Here is a 19305-nt window from a genome sequence, read left to right on the forward strand (position 1 = left end):
AGTGGCGCTATGGACATCCTGAGCGACACCCTCGAAGTCCTGCGCACGGGACGCCCGATGGTGACTCGCACCGACGCGCACGCCCCGTGGGCCCTGAAGTTCCAACCCATCTCAGGAGCCGGATTCCACGTGGTCGTGGAAGGACACTGCCACCTGCTGCCACCGCACGGCCAACCGCTCGCGCTCGGACCCGGCGACATCGTGTTCCTGCAGCGCGGCAGCGGACACACCCTGTGCGATGTGCCGGGCCGCGATCCGGTGGACTTCGTACCGGAGCGCGTGGACCGTTCCTCGCCGATCGGCCAGGTCACCGTGAACGGACCGGGGCCGCACACGATGCTGGTGTGCGGCGCGTACGCGATCGACGTCGAACGCCCGCATCCGCTGTTCAGCGATCTACCGGAGGTCATCCACCTCCCCGCGGTTCCGGGCCGCCACCCGGTGCTGCGCTCAGCGGTCGATCAGCTGTGCGCCGAGTTCCACACGCCGCAGCCGGGCTCGGACGCGGTCGTCACGGCGCTCATCGATCTGCTGCTGCTGTACATCCTCCGGTCGTGGTACGCCGAACTGCCTAAAGAGCGGACCCGGGGTTGGACGGCCGCGCTGACCGACCCGGCAGTCGCCCCGGCCCTGAAAGCGATCCACGACGATCCCGGCCATCCCTGGACCGTGGAGTCGCTGGGCACCCGCGCCGGGCTGTCCCGCGCAGCGTTCGCCCGCCGCTTCGCCTCGGTGGTCGGCGAGCCGCCGTTGACCTACCTGGCCAACTGGCGGATGGCCACCGCGGCGCGGTTGCTGCACCAATCGCCGGCCCCGCTTAGCACAATCGCGCAGCACACGGGGTACACGTCGGAGTTCGCCTTCGCCAAAGCTTTCAAACGACACTTCGGATCACCGCCGGGGGCCTACCGCAAGCAGGTCAAGACGGCAGGCGACGAACCACGCGGATACAACTGACGGTGAGGGCCAGGACATCACCGCAGCCGGCTAGGAAGCGGTGGTCGCTGCCGATCCCGGCCTCGCGGTGGCCCCGATGTGGTGGAGCTCCGGGCGGATCGTGTGTCAAGACCCTAGCGATGCGGTGATTGCGACGATGCGCGAAGTGGCGGATGTTCTGGAGGCGCAGGTCCAGGGTGACGCGGCGAGCACTACGACGCCTGATGCGTGCGGACACCGCGAGATGATCAAGGGTTGTGTGGACTCTTGAAGATCGTGCGGTGGTCGCGGGCCGTAGCGTAGACCCTGCTCGATGGCAGGCGTTGTTCGACCAGGCCATGGCTCGGATTGCCTGTCGGCCTTCACGTGGCGACAGGTCTTCGGATGGCTGCGGCACAAACACCGCCGGACCAACTGGAATACCCTGCACCGTCGTTACTGCGTGGGCCGATGGTGGCCCGCCGACAGCGAGGTGGTCTTGTTCAAGGCCGCGAAGGTGCGGACCAACCGCTACCTGTATCGCGGGACCAAGATCCCCTCGCCCTGGCCCAGCGGGGCCACGATCGACGCGGTCGCCTGAGAGGGCTTGTGGAGAGCCGGATGCCTGGAAATCGGGCACGTCCGGTTCGGGAGGCGGTTCGGGGAAACCCACCGACGGCAACGTCGGCAGGGCGCCCCGGACCGACCTCACCAGCTGGCGGAGCACGCCGGCCATAGTCGTCCCGGTCCGATGCAGCGGCTGCTGCGGACTGCCCGCTGGGATGCGGCCGCGGTACGCGACGAGGTCCGCCGCTACGTCGTAGACCATCTCGGCGCCGGTGACGGTGTTCTGATCGTGGATGAGACGGGCTTCCTGAAGAAGGGTCGTGGTTCGGCGGGTGTCCAGCGGCAGTACACCGGAACCGCCGGGCGGATCGAGAACAGCCAGGTGGGCGTCTTCCTCGCCTACGCCTCCAGTAGAGGGCGGGCGTTGATCGACCGCCGTCTCTACCTGCCCGAACACACATGGAGCCGGGACTCCGAGCGGCGCCGCAGGGCCGGAGTACCCGAGGACGTCGTCTTCGCGACCAAGCCCCGTCTCGCCCTGCAGATGATCGAGCAGGCGTTGGACGCCGGAGTGAGCACGCCGTGGGTGACCGGCGACGAGGCCTACGGTCAGGACCCCGGCCTGCGGGCCGGGCTGGAGGCCCGCGGAGTCGGCTACGTGCTGGCGGTGTCCTGCGCGACCAGGGTGCGGATCAACCAGGGCCGCACGGCGATCCGCGCGGCCGAGGCCGCTGTCCGCCTGCCCGCCTCGGCCTGGCACCGGCAGAGCGCCGGCCCCGGGGCGAAGGGGCCCCGCTACTACGACTGGGCCTGGGTGCAGAACGGCACCGACGAGCACCGCCACCTGCTGGTCCGCCGCAATCCCACTACCGGCGAGCTCGCCTTCTACCTCTGCTGGTCACCTCGGATCGTGCCACTGTCGGAGCTCGTGCGCGTCGCCGGTATCCGCTGGTGCATCGAAGAATGCTTCCAAGCGGCCAAAGGCCAGGTCGGCCTGGACCACTACCAGGTCCGGAACTGGACGGCCTGGCACCGGCACGTCACCCTGAACCGCCCCGGGTTTGATAGAGATCTCAGGTTGTGGCTTTGACCTGGGGTTTTGTGGTTGTGAGGTAGTGGGCGGTCTCGTATTCGGCGGGTGGGACGTGGCCTATCTCACCGTGGAGTCGTCGGTGGTTGTACCAGTCGGTCCACTCGGCTGTGGCGAGTTCGACCTGGGAAAGGGGCTTCCAGGGGCGGCCGGGCTTGATCAGCTCCTCTTCATCCCGGCCGGCCACCCACGAGTAATCCCAAACGACACACAGTCTTCAGTGGGAAACGACACCAGCCTTCAGTAGCCGCGACGCGTACTGCAGCAACACCGAACAGCCGTGACCTGCCACCCCTACGAGGCAAGCGCTGAGAGCAGCTGACGCACCACCACTGAAAACCAGCCGTCGCCTAACACCTGAACAGCGGCCCCTCGTCCAAAGGGCGGTTTCCAGGGGCCACATATGCCCGACTACGCCGCGGGCTCGGACATCGCCGTCGCCGCACGCCAGGTGGCGATGACGTCGGCCGCCTTGGTCTCGAAGTCCGGGTCGCGCCAGGCGCCCGGCATGCCGATCACCGCCGGCAGCTTGAAGTCGCCGTGCTCCCGGTGGGTGACCCGCACGACGTCCCCGGAATCGGGGCGGTTGCGGTTCTTCCCGACCTCGACGTTGGTGATGTCCGCCCAGGCGAACCGCTTGCGGGAGCCCAGCGCCCCGGTCCACCAGATCTCGCGCTCGTCGAAGCTCACGCTGCTGAAGGCGCCCCTCACCTGGAGGAGTCCACCGATGATCAGGAGAACGCCGAAAGCCATGGCGGCGGCAGTCCGGACGTTCATCGGGACGAGCGAACCGCGGTACAGAAGGTAGGCACCACCGGCCAGGTAGAGCGTCGAGAAGATCCACTGGCGGCGTATCTGTGCCGGATGGAGACGGTAAGTCACGTGTTTCACCAGCGGATCTTGGCAGGTCGGGCGCATCTGAGGAAGCGTCACGTCGCCCCCTGCCCGTCTCACTCCCCCGAGCGGATCGGCTCCCAGGCGCGGTGCGGGTAAGCGAGGATCTCGCGGTGCGAGCAGAACAGGCCGACCTCGTAGTACGGGATGCCCTTCTCCGCGCAGAACGCGCGGGTGATCCGCGCCGTTGCGCCGCTGCCCGGCCCAGCCTGCGAACCCCTACGGCTACAACCAATCCGGATCCCACAACCGTCAGAACCGGCTGCGCCGTACGACCAGCCGGGCGGGCCGGTGTTGCTCAGTGCCGCGCAGTGCGAGTGCCGCGCTGCGGGTGCGCTCCTGCCAGCTCATGACCTGGCGCAGCGTGGTGGGGTCGAGGTGCGGGGTGAGGTCGCGGACGGCTTGGTGGTCGCCGGTGGACGCGAATGTGCTCGCCCTGTTCATCGCCTCGCGGGTGCTGACGGGTGAGAACCAGTTCTGGCGGGAGGGGATCAACCACGCGCGGCGGTGGCACGAGGAAACCGGTGGGCTCGATGTCCCTTATTCCGCGGTGGTCGGTGAGGAGGGGAATTTTCCCCTCGGGAAATGGCTGTCGGACCGGCGGACCGAGCATGCGAACGGTGAATTGGCGCGCCACCGGGTCGACATGCTCGACGCGCTCGGGATGATCTGGTCCGTCTCGGACGCTCGGTTCGAGGGCGGGCTGGACTGGGCGCGGGTCTGGGCGAAGGGGCACGGCGGGTCGTTGGCGGCGCCGGCGCGGGCCTCGATCGGCGGGTACGCTATCGGGACGTGGCTCTCCGGGCTGCGGGCCGCGGCCCAGGTGCCGGCCGAGGAGCCGGGTGCGCTTGCGCCGGAGCGGCGGGCCGCGTTGGAGGAGATCGACCCATGGTGGTGCCCGGCCTGGCCGATCACCTGGCAACGCACCTACGCGTTGGCGAGGTTGTGGTGGCTGGAAGCCAACGGACGGGTCGACTGGGCGCAGCTGCCGCTGGAGGCCACCGCGAGCCAGCGGCGGAAGTGCTCAGTGCCGTGTGGCTGGTGGAGGGTGGAGAGGTCGGCGCGGCCCGGCGGCGGACGATGCGGGGGCGGTGTGGACCGCCGCCATGGCCAGCGGGGTGAGGGTGCGCGCGCCGGGGGCGAGGCCGTGGGCCGGCCGGATGTGGGCGTGATCTGCCGAGGCTTCAGGCCAAGGAGGCGGCCTCGTGGTCGTCGGGGGGTTCGGCCCAGGGCATGACGAGTGTGGCTTGGCCGTCCGGGCTCCAGACGACGCGTAGGTCGCGGTTGTCGGCGTGAGCTCGCCAGCCGTGCATGCTCGCGTCGTAGTCGGCGCAGATCAGTGCGGCGCGTACCCGGGCCGGGCGGCGCGGGGTGACGCGGGGGACAACCCTAGCGGGCCGGCGGGGGATCCGTGCTCGGCTCCTGGGGAAGAGAACCTGACACCACCCAACCGCCACCCCAGACCGCCGCGCTCCGCGCGGCCCAGCGCCGACAGCAACTCGCCGAAGGCGTCGACCCCGGGTCCGCGGCCGACATCCTCGCCCTCCTCGCGCACGGCGTGAACCTGCGCTCCCGCGCCGGGGTGGACGCCCAGCAGCTCCAGTCGACCATCGCGGCGGCGATCACCACCGTGACCCGCGGGCGGTGACCTGCCCGAACCGCCGCGCCCTCGCCCCGTGAACCGCGCTGCCCGGACAGCGGGCGAACCTGGGCACCCGGGAGCTCCGGGCGTGACCGATGGCTGGATCTGACAGAACCTGGTCATTGCGGACACAGCCCGCGCGGCGGAAGGATCGGGGTATGCCCGAACCGCGCACCGTCGTCATCGCCGCCTTCCCCGGGGTCGAGTTGCTGGAGGTGACCGGCCCGGCGGAGGTCTTCTCCGTCGCCTCCCGCCTGGTGGAAGGCGACGCACCCGCCTACCGGGTCGAGATCACCGCCGCGCAGGCCGGCCCGCTGCCCACCGCCGCCGGGATCAGCCTGGTCGCCGCGCGGTCGCTGGCCGAGGTGAGCCCGGGCATCGACACCCTCCTCGTGGCCGGCGCCATGAAGAACACCGGCGGCCACTACCAGGCCGTCGTCGACCAGGACGTCGTCACATGGCTGACCACGGCGGCTCCGGCCGCACGGCGCGTCGGCGGCGTGTGCGCCGGCGTCCACCTGCTCGCCGAAGCCGGACTCCTCACCGGCCTGCCGGCCACCACCCACTGGCTCACCGCCGACCAACTGGCCGCACAGCACCCGGACATCGCCGTCGATCCCGAGCCGATCTTCATCCGCGCAGGACGGATCTGGACCTGCGCGGGCGTGACCGCCGCCATGGACCTCGCCCTCGCCATGGTGGCCGAGGACCACGGCCCGACGATCGCCCTCGACGCCGCCCGCGCCATGGTGATGTACGTCAAACGCCCCGGCGGGCAGACTCAGTTCAGCGTGCCGCTCTCTCTCCAGGCGAGAGCCGACGACCGCATCGACGAGCTCCGGCGCTGGATCGACGACAACCTCGCCGAGCGGATCTCGGTCGAGGCCATGGCCGCCCGTATGAACCTGAGCGTGCGCCACTTCGCCCGGGTCTTCCGCGACTGCACCGGCCGCACACCGGCTGACTACCTGGAGGCGGTCCGGGTGGAGGCGGCCCGCCGCCTCCTGGAGGAGTCCGCACGCAGCCTGCCCGACATCGCGGCCGCCAGCGGACTCGGGTCGGTGGAGACCCTGCACCGGGCCTTCCGTCGCCGGCTGGGCGCCACCCCGGCCGAGTACCGCCGCCGGTTCCGCCCTCACGCAACCGCCCGCTGAACCACACCCATCACTCGCACCCTCTCTCCCCTGAGGAGCACCCAGTTGTCCCGCACCAAGGTCATCCCCATACCCGTCCTAGGCCGGCACGCCGTCAACGCCTACCTGCTGCTCGGCCGCCACCCGGTCATCGTCGACGCCGGAACGCCCGGCAGCGGCCGGCGCATCGCCGAACAGGTCGCCGCCCACGGCGTCGACCCGCAGGACGTCCGCCTCATCGTCGTCACCCACGGCCACATCGACCACTTCGGCTCCGCCGCCGAACTGCGCCACCTCACCGGCGCGCCGATCGCCGCCCACGCCGCCGACCTCGGCCCCTACCGCACCGGCCGGGTCCGCGAACCGTACCTGCCCACCGGCCCGATGGGACGGCTCATGGCCCGCAACCCGAAGCTCCACGAACAGGCCGAACCCTTCGAGCCCGACATCCTCGTCCACGGCGAGACCGGCCTCGCGGACTTCGGCGTCGACGCCCGTATCATCCCCACCCCCGGCCACACCGCCGGCTCCGTCTCCGTCCTCACCGACGACGGCGACCTGGTGGCCGGCGACCTCATCGCCAACTCCTTCATGGGCCTCATCAAGGGCCGCCCCGCCAACCCGCCCTTCCACGACGACCCGCTCGCCAACCTCGCCAGCCTCCGCGCGATGCTCGACCTCAAGCCCACCCGGCTCCACGTCGGCCACGGCACACCCCTCGACCCGACCCGCGCCGACCGCTGGGCGACAGCAGAACAGCGCAAGCTCGAACGCCGAGCAGCCCGGGGCCGCCTGCGGATCAGACCACAGGAGCCGAACGAGGAACCAGCCCGAGCCGCCGAGCGAGCCTAGCCCCGAGCCCAGGGCCGGGTAGGGGGCATCGCGAGCTACCCGGGCCACGAAGGAGGCCACGGTCTCCGCCGCTCTGCCGAAAGGCGCCCCAATGAGCGGCTCCGTGTGGCCTACAGGGCGTCGCCCCCGAGTTGCTCGGCCAAGTCCTCGGCCCACCGTGCCCGCCGCTCCTGCTCCCAGGGGGCGAGGTCGTCCAGACGGTCCCTCAGCTGGACGACCGTCCGGCCCGTCAGGTAGTCGGCCGGGTCGGCGCCCGGGCGCATGCCCGCGCCCTGGTGGCCCACCAGGATGGTGTGGGCGAGCCGCTGGACCCGGCGGCGCTGGTGGATCTCCTCGACGCCGGCGCGGAAGCTCCACAACGCCCGCAGGCAGTCCAGCACCTGGTCGGTGGCGGCGAGGCCGGGGCGGGTCCGTTCCAGCAGGCCGGCGATCGTCTCGTCGTAGGTGCCGGTGAGCAGCGCGGAGACGGCGGGCAGGGGGAGGTCGAGCAGCGCGGAGCCGTCGGCGGGCGTGTCCAGGCCCTCCGCCGTGGCAGCGTCCAGCATCGCGGCCGACACCACGAGTGCGGCCTTGCTCACGGTGTCCGCCGGGTCGGGCCCGAGGTCCACCGGCGCCCACTCCCCGGGGCAACGCTCGGCGTGCCAACGCACGAACCGGTCGCCCCATACCATGCACGCCACGCCCCCCACAGACTGGGGAACGCGATGGTCATGTAGACCTCCGGGTCGGTCGTCGGCGTCGCCGGCCGCAGGTGCTCGGCTGGCACGTCCACGGTCACCGCCCCGTCCAGGCGGACCTTGTAGACGCGGGGAAGGCCCGGCGCGACGTCCCGGCCCTCGTGGTCCGGCTGCCACACCGGGACGTCGACCAGCCCGGCCCGGCCCTGGTACTCGCCGCCGGTGATCCGCACGACCTCGTCCCGCCCCCAGGCCCCACGCTCCTCCGCCAGCGCCAGCGAGACCCGGGTCTGGGCGACCGCCGGGTGGGTGGCGAGGTGGTCCACGACGAAGTCGCGCAGGGCCTCGGGGCTGGCGACTCCGACGTGCAGGAGGTAGTCGACGGAGCCCGCCATGTGGAAGACGGCGAGGACGCCGGGCAGGTCGGGGGCGGTACTCCGGAAGCTCTCGTTCTGCTCGCGGGTGTGGGCGCGCAGCCGCACCGAGATCATCGCCTGCAGCGGCAGGCCGATCGCGGCGGGGTCGACCTCGGCCCGGAAGCCGCGGATGACGCCGTGCTGCTGGAGCGCGCGGGTGCGGGCCAGGCAGGTCGAGGGAGCGATGCCCACCACCGCGAATGCATCACGCCAAGCAGTTGATCAATTACCAACACTTTCTGAGCCGGCCGTGCGACCAGGGAGTCGGCCGCCAGCCGTGGGGAGAGCGGGCGGGGCGCCCGCGGGAGGGAAGCTGACACGCGATCGGCCGCACCGGCGGGCGGCCACGACGGCTTCAGGTTTGCATGGAGCCGACAGTGCCCGGACACGGCACGCACCTCGTGGAAGGTTCCAGGATGACGCTCGACCCCCGACGCGCGGCGGTGCTCGGCGCCGCTCTCGCCGCGGCGTTCGCACTCCAGCCGATCGCGCACGCCGACGGCGCCCCCGGCCAGCAGGCTTCCCCCGTGGCGCCCGACGCGCGGCACGGGCTGGTGAAGGACGGCGGCTTCGAAACGCCCGTGGTGGCTCCTCCCGGGGCCGACCACCAGACCTTCACGGACGGCCAGAACCTCGGTCCGTGGCTGGTCTCCACGCCTGTCGGGCAGACCCCGGGCTCGGGCGGGGTCGACCTGACGAACAATCTGCACTTCCAGCCCTACGAGGGAAAGCAGAGCCTGGACCTCAACGGCCTTGCCCCGGGAGCGGTCTCGCAGACGTTCGAGACGACCCGGAACACCGCGTACACCGTGACCTACGCGCTTGCCGGAAACGTCGACGGCCCTCCCGCCATCAAGACGGGTGACGTCCGCATCGACGGCCAGCTCTTCCAGAAGTTCTCCTTCGACACCACCGGCAAGACGAGGGCGAACATGGGCTGGGTCAAGCACGCACTGACCTTCGTGGCCACCGGTCCGTCCACCACGCTGACCTTCGAGAGCACGACGCCCGCCGACTTCGGACCGGTGATCGACGACGTCAACGTCACGCGTTCGCCGCGTGAGGAGCACTGACCGGCCGCGACGCGGACCATCGGGCCGTACCCGCCGGCGGCGGGTACGGCCCGATTCGCGAGCGCCCGCCGCTCGGCGGGTCAGGATCAGTGGAGTCTTCGCCCGACCAGGGCGGGGTCCTCGGCGAGGTCCGCGAGGAGCGCGTCGAGCTTCGCCCGGTCCACCGAGGGCATCAGGAACACGTGGACCACCCCACCTACGACGCCCCGGAGATCGACTGGACCCTCGTGAAGCCGTACAACAGGGCCTCCCGATGCAAGAGGCGCGAGCACCCCAGTGATCCGTGGGCCAGCAACCGGATCGTCGGCCAAACGCTGCACGATGCCGACCTCACCGACGTCGCCGCCCACCTCGCCGACACCCGGCCGGACCCGTCGCTGCGCCAGCCGACCGGCAAGCACGGCCTGCTGCGGGTCGACCAGCTCCACACCACCCCGGCGCTCACCCCGGCGATCGTCGGCTACCGGATGGTCGAGCACGACTACTCCGACCACCTCGGCGTCGTGGCCGTGTTCGACCTGGCGCTCGTCGACGCCGCCCGCCTCTACGACTTCACCTGACACACCAGCCCGTTCGCTCGGATCCGGACGACGGCTGGCCAGACGTCCGCGGCTACGCCAGGGCGGCCACCGTGGCGATAGTGTCTGCGCCCCCGGGACGCGCCGCCTCGGACACAGGAGCCGCCACGCTCACGCCGCCGCGCTCGTCCGGCAACAGGAGACGCGCTTCGCGCGGTCGGGCAGCGCGGCCCCGGCCAGTGCAGCGGGCGGTGACCGTGCGGCATCGCAGGGCGCCGTACCCGTCGCCAACGCCGTCCCAGACCGCGCTCCCAGCCGTCAGGCGCAGTTCGGCGGTGCCTGGCCACGTGCCGGGGGTCAGAAGGGTGGCGCCCGTGGTCCGAAGGCGCTGTTCGAGACGGGCGAGCTGACGCGGAACGGGTCGGCCGATGGGGAGAGTGGAGTCCCGACGGGTTCGATGAGTGGCTACCCAGTGGAGATCTCTGCATTTCAGCAGGTCAGCGACGTGTACAGCAGTGTCACTCGTTGGTGTGGGATTTGCGCAGGAACTCGTGGATTCCAGGAGTTATGGGCCTAATCTGCCGGTTCATGGAGGATTCCGGTAGTCGTCGCCTGGCGTTGGTTGGCGCCGAGGCGGGTCCGGCCGGGCCGGAGCCCACGGCGGGCGGGCTGGTCGAGCCGGGCCTCGCCGATGTCGTGACGCTGCAGCGCCGGGCAGCTGCGGGGATGTCGGCCGATGACGAGCGGGCGTTCTTCGCGGATACGCTGGCGGAGTACACCTGGGCTCGGGATGTTGCGGGTCTGGCCGCGTCCACGCTCCAGCGGCTGCTGCGGCCGGTGGAGGAGATCTGCTCCTTCTATGACCTGACGCCCTGGCGCCTGACTCCACGACATCTGGACCTGTACTTCTCGGGGACCGGGAAGCGGGCCCGGTCGACGCTGCGAGCGAAGGTCTCGCAGATCGACGCGTACTTCGCGTTTCTGGAGCAGCGGTACGCGGGGGAGATCGCGCGGCGGTTCGGGGTGGCGGTGGAGTCGCCGGTGGATCCGTTCAACCGGCCGCGTCATCGGGGGGACTTCGGTCTGCGGATCCCGCCGTCGCAGCGGGCGATGAGGGAGTTCTTCGCCGCGTGGCGCCAGGCGTTGCCGCAGGCGCGGAAGTGGCGGGTGGCGGCGCGGGATTACGTGATGGCGAAGCTCGCGTACATCTCGGGTGTGCGGGCGTCGGAGCTGTGCGGGGTGCGAATCGGGGATGTGCACTGGGAGCTGGGGCAGTGGGGGCGGTTCGTGGTGCAGGGCAAGGGGGCTCGGGGGTCGGGGCCCCGGGAGCGGGAGGCGTACCTGTTCGAGGAGGGCCGGGCCCTGCTGTGGTGGTACGTGGGATGAGCGGGGGATGCCGTTGTGGGATGTGCAGCGGATCCTCGGCCACATCTGGGCGACCACCACGGTCGTCTACGTGTCGTCGGTGCGGGCGGATCCGGAACGGACGAGCTTGGAGTCCGCGCACCGGGCGGTGCGGCGGTTGGCCGGAGAGGTGTGAAGGGTGAAGTGGAATCTGCGCTGGGCCGCGGCCCAGCGGGACATCTGGCGGCCGACCCAGCTGCTGGCCGCGTTCCAGGAGGCCGGTTTCTCGCCGTCGCTGAGCAAGGTCGCCGCGATGTGGAGCGGCAAGCCGATCAGCGTGCGGCTGGACGACCTGGACAAGATCTGCGCGGCGCTCGACTGCACGGTGGCGGACCTGATGGTCGCCGAGCCGGTCGAGAAGACCGGGGCGGTGCCCGAGGAGCCGGTGCGGGCGGTGGGCGGCGGCGCGGTGCGGCCTCTTCCGCGCTCGGGCGGGGGCCGGCGCTCGATGCCGCCGAATTAGGAGAAGGGGTTCGCTGGTGGGCGGCTTCGCCTCGATGGTGGTCGATGCGTGTGTGCGATGTGGCGGCTGGGGGCTGGTGCGCTCCAGCGGCATCTGCCTGCCGTGCGGGATCTGGCGGCCCAGGGGACGTTCGTTCGGGCCGTGCCGACGGTGCCGTCACGGGGAGGCGACGCGGCTGAACATGGACGGGGTATGCCGGCTGTGCGTGCTGGAGGCACGGCTGCACCCGGATGCCGAGTGGGTGGCGGCCTTTCGCGCCGGCGACCCGCTGCCGATGCGCCATCTGCAGCTGTCCGTGGTCGTGGCTCCGCGCACCGTGCTCTCGCACGACTCCCCGCTCAGCCACCGGGGTGCCCCCGTCCGCCCCAAGCCGGCCGTGGACCAGGAGCCGGTGGTGCGCGACGATCCGCGGATCTGCACCCCGCAGGTCACCGGCCAGCTGCCACTGCCGCTGCCGTGGATGCGCCGGGCGTTCCTGTTCCCGCACGCGAGCCGGATCGCCGACCGCCTCCTGCCCGGCGCCGACCGGGCCGAACGCACTGTGCGGGAGCTGCACGGCGAGCTCGGCAAGGGCGACTTCTGGCGAGTGGTCACCGTCCGCCACGCCCGCCTGGCCCTGGCCACCCGCGAGGCTGGCGAAGACCTGGTCGACCCCCGGGTGCTGCAGGACCTGCCCGACCTGGTGTCGGCGGTCGCCCAGGTCCTGGAGCTCGCCGGACTGCTCGCCCGGGAACCGGGCGTCACCATCCCGCGCTACCGCCGCTATGTACAGCCGCCCAGAGCGCGCTGTTCCCGCCGCCCGCACGGGACTGGACCCCGCTCAAGGGCCGTCCGCTGCCTGCCCTCACACCCGAGGCCGCCGCCCTGGTCGAGGACTTCCGGCGCTTCGGCCGCGGGCGGAAGTGGTGGCCCTCCGACCACGAACACCATGACGTCCAGGCCCTACTGCTGGTTGTCGCCCACCTCGGCGTCCAGGCACCGCTCCATGAGGCCGACATCCGCGCCGCCGCTTCCCTCAAACGGGAGTGGCACGCCCGCCGCATCCTCTACTTTCTTGCCGACCGCGGCCTGCTCGCCTTTCAGCCGGACGAGCGTTGCGACCGAGACAAGAAGGCCGTCGACCGGCTCACCGAGCAGATGCCCGATGCCTTCCGCGACGACGTCCGCGCCTGGACGCAGGTCCTGCGCGGAGCTGGCCGCTGGCCCTGCCCCGCATTGCCGTGGACCACCGTCCGCGGTTACCTGACCTGCGCTCGACTCCCTGGGCCTTCGCCACCACCGTCGCGGCGGTCCTCATGGTCACCGTCACTGCCGCCTATGCCGACTCCCAGAACTGGACACAGTACGACGAGGAGCACCGGGAGTACTTCCGCATGTTCGGGACCGTGGGTGACTCGTTCCCCAGCGGTGCCGCCACTCTGCTGATTCTCGGTTCCGGCGCCATCGGTGCCATCACGATCCTCGGTGAGTACACCACCGGCATGATCCGGACGACCTTCATGGCCGTCCCGGCTCGCCGTTCGGTGATGGCCTCGAAGGTGGCGGTGGTCACCGTGACCACGACCGTTCTCGGTGTGACCTTGGCGTTGGCCTCGTTCGGTGCGGCCCAGGGGATCCTGTCCAGTCAGGATGCCTCCGTCGGCTTCGGCCATCACGGCGTCGTGCGCCTGCTCGTCGCGTCCGCGGTGCTCGCTCCGGTGTCCGCACTCGTGGGCATGGGGCTGGCCGCAATCATCCGGCACAGCGTGCTCACCATCGTGGCAACGATCACGTTGCTCTTCGTCCTGCCCTCGCTGTTGAGCAGTCAGAAGCACCTCACTGTGAGCCTCCTGCACATGACGGTCCTTCAGGCTTGGGGGCGCATCGGCCACGACCAGGCCACCACGGCGTTGTGGCCGTGGACGGTGACAGGCGCCTGTACCGTCCTCGCCGTCTGGGCGGTGGTCGCGGCAATGCTGGCCCTTTTCACCTCGAACCACCAGGACCAGTGAGCGGCGCTCGGCTGCGCCTTCTCCCAGGCGCGGGCTGATGCGGCCGGGCTGATCATGTGGGACGCGAACATCGATTCCACGATCCGCCCGGCCCATCGACCTGCGCCTTTCCTCTCCTTGCGAGCAGGGAATCGCCGACACGCCCTGCTGGGATGGGATCCGGAGGCGCTGGCGGCGGCCTCCGACGGGACTGTCTACATCGCCGGCTCCCGCAATAACCGGGTCCGCGCAGTGGGCCCGGACAGGATCATCTCCACCTTCGCCGGCAACGGAGAAGACGACGGGAACGGCAGGAACGGCGGGGATGGCGGACTCGCCACACGCGCCCGCATCGCCATCCCGAAGGGGGTGGCGGTGGGCACCGACGGCACGGTGTTCATCGCCGGAACCTTCGTCAACCGGGTCCGCGCGGTGAGCCCGGACGGGACCATCACCGCCTTCGCCGGCGGCTGGGGATCCCGCGAGGACGGCCCCGCCGCCACCGTGTACATCGCCGAATTGGAGGGCTTTCGGGTCCGCAAGGTCGTCAGGCCCGCGCTGCCGACCCCGTCATTCAGCGTCCGCCTGCGCACGCAGCACCCCACCCTGCTCAACCAGCTGCACCCTGGCCGCCTCTGGCTGGAAGCCCACTGGCAACTCGCCTACTGGGACACCGACCCCGGCACTGGCGCGCCCTGCGACATCTCCTGGCCCCGGCCGCTTCCATCCGGCACCCGAACCGTTCCTACTCCCCCGCGCCGCGCCGCCTCCGCGGCGCCCAACCGCCGCCCTGGAACGGCCCGTACAGCGGCACCAGTTCGTCCGCGCCCGCTTCCCCAGACCCGACCCGCTCCGGTACCGAACGACGGCATCGCGCCGGGCCAGCAGCTCCCCGTCACCCCGTCTGCGGCCTCCGCAGAGCCCGCCGTGTCCCGCGCCTCGGCCACGGAACTGCAGGCCGGCACACAACCGCTCCCTGACAACAAGCAGGACAACCACGAGCCGTCGACCACGACCCCGCTGACCACACCCGCCGAACCGGCCCCCGCGGAAGATCCCGGACGCATGCCGGTCCAGCACCCCGCCCCGGAACCCGATGACTACCTCCTCGCTCCACCGACACCCGCCGCCCCCGCGGCGCCCTGGTCGACCAACGCCCCTCCGCCTCCGCCGCACCCCCCGACAGTCCACCTGCCTGGCTACAGGGAAGTCCCGGAACAACTGCGCCACCACCAAGATTGATCTGACCGGCTACGGTCGGGGCACGGGCGCGTAGGACAGGCGGGTCTGCGCCGTGCTGGAGGTTGGTCAGCCGCCGGGCCGTGTCGGCCGACGGCTGACCTCGGGTACCGCCGGGCTAGCCGAGCAGCTCGCCGTCGTGCACTACGAGCGCGGCTAGGGCCTGTCTCCTTGATCGTGCCGGGTGGGCGGCCGGGCCGGAACAGTCCGGCGGCCCGGGGCGGGGGTGTGTCGGTGTGGTGCGGCAGGATCACCTGCATGACGGATGGAATCGCCTGGCTCGCGGAGCCACAGAGCATCGCCTTCGGCGGCTACAGCGTGACGCTGGCCCGGGGACTCGGGATCGAGGCGCTGGCGGCGCGGATCGCGGCCTCGGCCCAGTGGTCGGAGCGGACGGTGGAGCCGGTCGGGGAGCTCACCGGGGACGGGCTGGTCGAGGCGTTGGATTCGGAGTACGGGGACGCCTTGGACGGAATCGGGCTGCGGCTGGGGGTGAGCGGCGGGTGGACCTTCGCGGTGGCGTACGGGGGCTGGTTCGGGGAATTCCGGGACGATCCGGCGATCTCCGAGGGCGGGGCCGAGGTCTTCCTGGTGGAGTACGAGGAGGAGAACGGCAAGCCGGTGCCGCCGACCTTCCACTACCACCGGGACGGCCGGACGGTCTGCTCGTTCAATCTGCACCTGGACGACTCCTGGGGCAACGGCCAGGTCGTCGGAGACCCCGATGTCGCGGGTACGGTGAAGGAGTTGCTGAGCGCAGAAGGCCTGCCGGACGAGGAGCGTGCGGACCGCGAGGTGCACCGGACCACCCTGGGGGTGCTGGAGCGGCACTTCGGTCTGACACTCCCCAGGGCCCTGGTGCTGGAGGCCCCGCTGGCGGCCGTCCTGCTCGCCGACTAGAACGTGACTCTTTGATGGGATGAGCTGTTGATCGGATGTGTCTGTCCGATTGGTAATCAGTGATGCGATGTGGGACCGGATCGAGCCCGTGATGCCGGCCGATCCGGTCCGCGGGCGGCGATGGGCGAACCACCGCCGCACTCTGGAGGCGATCGCGTGGAAGTACCGCACGGTGCGCCACGAGGCGCTGCTATTCCGGGTGGGGATGAGTGGGTGTTCTGTGATGCTTTGTCGGTTTTCAGCTTGAGGCCGTCTTCGGTTGGGGCAGGATGAACAGGCCCGGCTCGGGCTCGCTGACCTGGTCGTGCGCGAATTCAGCCCTGCCAACCTCTTGTGGAGGCGCGCCCAGAGCGCCCGCCCTCTCTTCTCCACCGCCCCCCCTGCCCGCCATCCGCGCCAGCCCCACTACGCCCGCTGCCCAGCCCGGGCCTGCTCGACGGGCTCACCAGCACCGCCCAGCTCAGCACCACCCGCCCGCCGATGCCCCAGGTGTACAGGCCGATCGCCGCGCTCCAGGCCGGCATCGCTGCGGATTTCAGGACCGCGGTCCGGGCCCGGGCACTCCGGGCGCGGACCGGCAGCAGGATCGCGAGGATCACGAGCCACCCAGATCGAGTTACTTGCTGGCGTCCTTGATCGTCGCGGGGGGCGAGGGTGGTTGGAGACGCCGATCATCAGGGCCGTATTCTGCAGGAGGCGAGGCAGGTGCTGTCGGTGCGTCGCGGCCGGGCTGCTCCCACTTTGGGTGCCAGGTATTCGACGAACGAGCAGGGGGTTGACCGGTGATCACTCTGGCCGCAGCGGGAGGAGTGGCCCTGGTCGAACTGGGCATGGCCCTGACCCCGGGACCGAACATGATCCACCTCGCCTCCCGCGCAATCACCCAAGGCCGCAGGGCAGGCCTGGTCAGCCTCAGCGGGACCGCCGTGGGGTTCCTGTGCTACCTGCTGGCCGCAGCTGCGGGCCTCTCCGCGCTGTTCGCCGCCGTGCCGGTGGCGTTCACGGTAGTCAAGCTCGCCGGAGCCGCCTACCTGGCCCACCTCGCCTGGGGCATGCTCAAGCCTGGCGGCCGCTCGCCCTTCACCCCGGCCCAGGACCTGCCTCCGATCTCCGACGCCCGCTTGTTCTCGATGGGGCTGCTGACCAACCTGCTCAACCCCAAGATCGCTCTTCTGTACGGCGCCCTGCTGCCCCAGTTCCTGGATCCGCAGTCAGGTCTGGCCTGGAAGCAACTGCTCCAGCTCGGTGGTGTGCAGATCATCGTGGGGATCTCCGTGAACGCTCTGATCATGCTGGGCGCAGCACGCGTGTCGGGGTTCCTTGCCGCCAGGCCCCGCGTCATGACCGCCCAGCGGTTCACGGCAGGCGCCCTGCTCGGCGCCTTCGCGCTGCGCACGGCTCTGTCTCGCGCTCCTGTGTCCAGCTGAGCCAGGCCCGCGCGAGCCGGACCAGGACGCCGTTCTCGTCGGGGACTTCGGGTGCCAGGCGCTCGGGCGTTTCCTCCCCGGAGTCGGCAGCCGCGCCCTCAGTGGTGTTCTGCGAGTGCTCTGCTGGCTCGTGGTAGTTGACGTCAAGGTGTCCGGTTTCTGGGCTTCACAGCAGGCCGGGGATGCGGTGCCCTGGTGGGCATGGAGGGGCGTGCGTCGTACCCCAGTGACCTTCCGGATGATGCCTGGGAGCTGATCCGGCCGGTCATTGCCGCGTGGAAGGCGAAGCATCCCTCGGTCAGTGGGCATGCGGGCCGGTACGAGATGTGGGAGATCGTTAACGCGATCTTGTACCAGGCTCGCACCGGTTGTCAGTGGCGCTATCTGCCCCACGACCTGCCGCCCAAGAGCGCGGTGTACTACTACTTCGGGCTGTGGCGCGACGACGGCACCGCCGAGACCGTCCATGACCTGCTGCGCTGCCAGGCCCGGGAGATGCGCCGGCGACGCGAGGACCCCTCCGCGATCGTGATGGACTCCCAGACGGTGCGGTCCTCGGTGAACGCACCGAAGGATACGACCGGCCTGGATCCGGGCAAGCGGAGCCCGGGACGGAAGAGAGGAATCGCCACCGACGTCCTCGGCCTGCTCATCGCCGTCATGGTGGTCGCCGCTAGCGTGCACGACAACGCCATCGGCATCGCCCTGCTGGACAAGGTCAGCGCCAAGGTGCCCACCGTGACGAAGGCGTGGGTAGACGCCGGGTTCAAGAACGCCGTCGTCGAGCACGGTGGCCGCCTTGGTATCGACGTTGAGATCGTCCAACGCGATCCAAAGGCACGAGGGTTCACCCCCGAGCCCAAGCGATGGGTGGTGGAGCAGACGCTGGGCACCCTCGTGCTCCACCGCAGGCTCGTGCGTGACTTCGAAACGCGGCCGGCCAGCTCTGTCGCGTGGATTCATTGGTCCATGAGCGACGTCGTGATCCGCCGACTTGCCCGCATCTCCACCCCCACCTGGCGCAGCCCGCCCTGCGGGCGGCCGGCACCTTCGAGCAGCGGGAGCCTGGATGAAGGACCTCCTGGACAAGATCGATACCCGACAGTGGCTGGTCCGCGAGACCGTCGCCCAACTGCGTGACGAAATCGCCCGCCTCGCAGAACAACTCGCCGCTGCCGAAAAGACCCTGGAACGATTGGCGATCACCCGTGAGACGGTGCTGGAACTGGCCGCCGAGAACGGTCTCCCGCTACCCGCACCGCTCCCACCCGGCTATCACGAGATCCTCGCCGTCATCGAGCAAGCCGCCGAAGGCTCCGCGCCAAGGACATCAGCGAGGCACTTGGCACCGGCACGGAGCCACGGCACACCGAAGGTATCCGGGCCAAGCTGAAACGCCTGGTCAGCCGCGGTCTGGTCAGAGAACCCGAGCCCGGTCTGTTCACCCTGCCCCAGCCGGAAACGCCCTCAAGCTGAAGACCGACAAAGCATCACAGAACACCCACTCAGGTGCCGCGGCAGTGCGCGTCGCAGCGTCAGTCGTCGGCTGCGACAAGGAGAGTAAGCGTCGCCGCAGGGCGGTCGATAAGGACGAGTTCGTGGTAGTCAATGTGGATGGGGCCATAGTCGTGGAACGCGTCCTCGGGAAGCTGCCCCAACAGGTATCTGCTGGTCGCCTTGTGGATCGCGATATAGATCTCCTGATGCAGGCGTGACGCGAGCGGCTCTGGGACGTTGCCGTGCTGATTGGCCCAGGAGTGGATGACGTCGACTGCCGTCGCGGCATCGACAGCCCCGTAGGCGTCAGGGGTGATGCGGTCAAGCCACCACTGGCCGTGCCGCGGCCAGTCTTGAACACCTGCTCCGTCGTACGTGTCCCGAAACTGAGGGTGCGAGATCAAGGCCGCCAGCATGTCTCGGTCGTCCAGCACCTCGGACGGCAGCTGGAAACGCTTGGTATCGACCCAGCGGTAGCCATGAGAGCCCTCGCCGAAGTCGAAGTCTCGAAAGTTGATGAAGGGACTTTCAAGGTAGACGAGGGCGGGCACTGCTTCCATGCTCGTCATCGTAGGTCGCTCCGTATCGTCGATCCGCTGGTGATCTTTGGCTTGACCAGTGGTTATCC

Annotated in this window: 22 protein-coding genes and 3 pseudogenes; 19 read left to right on the plus strand and 6 right to left on the minus strand. The window is 70.3% G+C overall.

Annotated features, from left to right (window positions below):
• Nucleotides 1–9 precede the first annotated feature (9 nt).
• From ACZ3UD_RS32435 to ACZ3UD_RS32445, 3 genes and pseudogenes are all read left to right on the plus strand, one after another.
• Nucleotides 10–957, plus strand: a complete 948-nt coding sequence (locus ACZ3UD_RS32435; protein ID WP_465595806.1) for an AraC family transcriptional regulator — start codon at nucleotides 10–12, stop codon at nucleotides 955–957.
• 292 nt (nucleotides 958–1249) lie between these two features.
• A complete protein-coding gene (locus ACZ3UD_RS32440; protein WP_465595809.1) occupies nucleotides 1250–1516 on the plus strand; it encodes a hypothetical protein in 267 nt (88 codons plus the stop codon).
• Between the two features lie 111 nt (nucleotides 1517–1627).
• Nucleotides 1628–2530 (plus strand): annotated as a pseudogene (locus tag ACZ3UD_RS32445) (IS701 family transposase); the annotation flags it as partial.
• Nucleotides 2531–2555: 25 nt separating this feature from the next.
• On the opposite strand, the gene ACZ3UD_RS32450 reads toward ACZ3UD_RS32445, so the two are convergent.
• From ACZ3UD_RS32450 to ACZ3UD_RS32460, 3 genes are all read right to left on the minus strand, one after another.
• Nucleotides 2556–2759, minus strand: coding sequence for an integrase core domain-containing protein (locus tag ACZ3UD_RS32450; protein ID WP_465595812.1), 204 nt, complete (start codon nucleotides 2757–2759; stop codon nucleotides 2556–2558).
• Between the two features lie 224 nt (nucleotides 2760–2983).
• Nucleotides 2984–3454, minus strand: a complete 471-nt coding sequence (locus tag ACZ3UD_RS32455; RefSeq protein ID WP_465595815.1) for a DUF308 domain-containing protein — start codon at nucleotides 3452–3454, stop codon at nucleotides 2984–2986.
• A gap of 264 nt (nucleotides 3455–3718) precedes the next feature.
• Nucleotides 3719–3910 (minus strand): hypothetical protein, encoded by a 192-nt coding sequence (locus tag ACZ3UD_RS32460; protein WP_465595818.1) that lies wholly within the window; start codon nucleotides 3908–3910, stop codon nucleotides 3719–3721.
• Between ACZ3UD_RS32460 and ACZ3UD_RS32465 the strand changes: the two genes are divergently transcribed.
• From ACZ3UD_RS32465 to ACZ3UD_RS32480, 4 genes are all read left to right on the plus strand, one after another.
• Complete coding sequence (locus ACZ3UD_RS32465; protein WP_465595821.1) at nucleotides 3894–4703, plus strand: helicase associated domain-containing protein; 810 nt, start codon at nucleotides 3894–3896, stop codon at nucleotides 4701–4703. The genes ACZ3UD_RS32460 and ACZ3UD_RS32465 overlap by 17 nt on opposite strands.
• A 174-nt stretch (nucleotides 4704–4877) precedes the next feature.
• Entirely contained in the window at nucleotides 4878–5114 is a 237-nt protein-coding gene (locus tag ACZ3UD_RS32470) for a hypothetical protein (protein ID WP_465595824.1), read from the plus strand.
• A 152-nt stretch (nucleotides 5115–5266) separates the two neighbouring features.
• Nucleotides 5267–6262 (plus strand): GlxA family transcriptional regulator, encoded by a 996-nt coding sequence (locus ACZ3UD_RS32475; RefSeq protein WP_465595827.1) that lies wholly within the window; start codon nucleotides 5267–5269, stop codon nucleotides 6260–6262.
• Nucleotides 6263–6307: 45 nt separating this feature from the next.
• A complete protein-coding gene (locus ACZ3UD_RS32480; RefSeq protein WP_465595830.1) occupies nucleotides 6308–7093 on the plus strand; it encodes an MBL fold metallo-hydrolase in 786 nt (261 codons plus the stop codon).
• A gap of 110 nt (nucleotides 7094–7203) precedes the next feature.
• Here the strand turns inward: ACZ3UD_RS32480 and ACZ3UD_RS32485 are convergent, their stop codons facing one another.
• Together ACZ3UD_RS32485 and ACZ3UD_RS32490 are read right to left on the minus strand one after the other, a co-directional pair.
• Nucleotides 7204–7701: a hypothetical protein gene (locus ACZ3UD_RS32485; protein WP_465595833.1), complete on the minus strand. Its 498-nt coding sequence runs from the start codon at nucleotides 7699–7701 to the stop codon at nucleotides 7204–7206.
• Nucleotides 7668–8378, minus strand: coding sequence for an Lrp/AsnC family transcriptional regulator (locus ACZ3UD_RS32490; protein WP_465595836.1), 711 nt, complete (start codon nucleotides 8376–8378; stop codon nucleotides 7668–7670). The genes ACZ3UD_RS32485 and ACZ3UD_RS32490 overlap by 34 nt, the downstream gene beginning before the upstream one ends.
• A 224-nt stretch (nucleotides 8379–8602) precedes the next feature.
• Between ACZ3UD_RS32490 and ACZ3UD_RS32495 the strand changes: the two genes are divergently transcribed.
• The 12 genes and pseudogenes from ACZ3UD_RS32495 (at nucleotide 8603) to ACZ3UD_RS32550 (ending at nucleotide 18573) form a co-directional block, all read left to right on the plus strand.
• Nucleotides 8603–9259, plus strand: a complete 657-nt coding sequence (locus tag ACZ3UD_RS32495; protein WP_465595839.1) for a choice-of-anchor C family protein — start codon at nucleotides 8603–8605, stop codon at nucleotides 9257–9259.
• A gap of 182 nt (nucleotides 9260–9441) precedes the next feature.
• Nucleotides 9442–9819 carry a hypothetical protein gene (locus ACZ3UD_RS32500; RefSeq protein WP_465595842.1) on the plus strand — a complete coding sequence of 126 codons (378 nt, stop codon included), beginning with the start codon at nucleotides 9442–9444 and terminating at the stop codon, nucleotides 9817–9819.
• Nucleotides 9820–10365: 546 nt separating this feature from the next.
• On the plus strand, nucleotides 10366–11163 hold the full coding sequence (locus tag ACZ3UD_RS32505) for a hypothetical protein (protein WP_465595845.1): 798 nt from the start codon (nucleotides 10366–10368) through the stop codon (nucleotides 11161–11163).
• Between the two features lie 7 nt (nucleotides 11164–11170).
• Nucleotides 11171–11317: a hypothetical protein gene (locus ACZ3UD_RS32510; protein ID WP_465595848.1), complete on the plus strand. Its 147-nt coding sequence runs from the start codon at nucleotides 11171–11173 to the stop codon at nucleotides 11315–11317.
• Between the two features lie 3 nt (nucleotides 11318–11320).
• Entirely contained in the window at nucleotides 11321–11644 is a 324-nt protein-coding gene (locus ACZ3UD_RS32515) for a helix-turn-helix domain-containing protein (protein ID WP_465595851.1), read from the plus strand.
• 1220 nt (nucleotides 11645–12864) lie between these two features.
• Nucleotides 12865–13635 carry an ABC transporter permease gene (locus ACZ3UD_RS32520; protein ID WP_465595854.1) on the plus strand — a complete coding sequence of 257 codons (771 nt, stop codon included), beginning with the start codon at nucleotides 12865–12867 and terminating at the stop codon, nucleotides 13633–13635.
• A gap of 54 nt (nucleotides 13636–13689) precedes the next feature.
• Complete coding sequence (locus ACZ3UD_RS32525; protein ID WP_465595857.1) at nucleotides 13690–14856, plus strand: NHL repeat-containing protein; 1167 nt, start codon at nucleotides 13690–13692, stop codon at nucleotides 14854–14856.
• Between the two features lie 255 nt (nucleotides 14857–15111).
• A complete protein-coding gene (locus ACZ3UD_RS32530) occupies nucleotides 15112–15753 on the plus strand; it encodes a DUF6461 domain-containing protein (RefSeq protein ID WP_465595860.1) in 642 nt (213 codons plus the stop codon).
• 37 nt (nucleotides 15754–15790) lie between these two features.
• Nucleotides 15791–15925 (plus strand): annotated as a pseudogene (locus ACZ3UD_RS32535) (transposase); the annotation flags it as partial.
• A gap of 610 nt (nucleotides 15926–16535) precedes the next feature.
• Nucleotides 16536–17180: a LysE family translocator gene (locus tag ACZ3UD_RS32540; protein ID WP_465595863.1), complete on the plus strand. Its 645-nt coding sequence runs from the start codon at nucleotides 16536–16538 to the stop codon at nucleotides 17178–17180.
• A 201-nt stretch (nucleotides 17181–17381) separates the two neighbouring features.
• Nucleotides 17382–18209 (plus strand): annotated as a pseudogene (locus ACZ3UD_RS32545) (IS5 family transposase); the annotation flags it as partial.
• Nucleotides 18210–18249: 40 nt separating this feature from the next.
• Nucleotides 18250–18573, plus strand: coding sequence for a hypothetical protein (locus ACZ3UD_RS32550; RefSeq protein ID WP_465595866.1), 324 nt, complete (start codon nucleotides 18250–18252; stop codon nucleotides 18571–18573).
• A gap of 142 nt (nucleotides 18574–18715) precedes the next feature.
• Here ACZ3UD_RS32550 and ACZ3UD_RS32555 read toward each other — a convergent pair whose 3' ends face one another.
• Nucleotides 18716–19237, minus strand: a complete 522-nt coding sequence (locus ACZ3UD_RS32555) for a hypothetical protein (RefSeq protein WP_465595869.1) — start codon at nucleotides 19235–19237, stop codon at nucleotides 18716–18718.
• Nucleotides 19238–19305: the final 68 nt, after the last annotated feature.

It is taken from the genome of Kitasatospora sp. NPDC023118 (assembly GCF_055560875.1).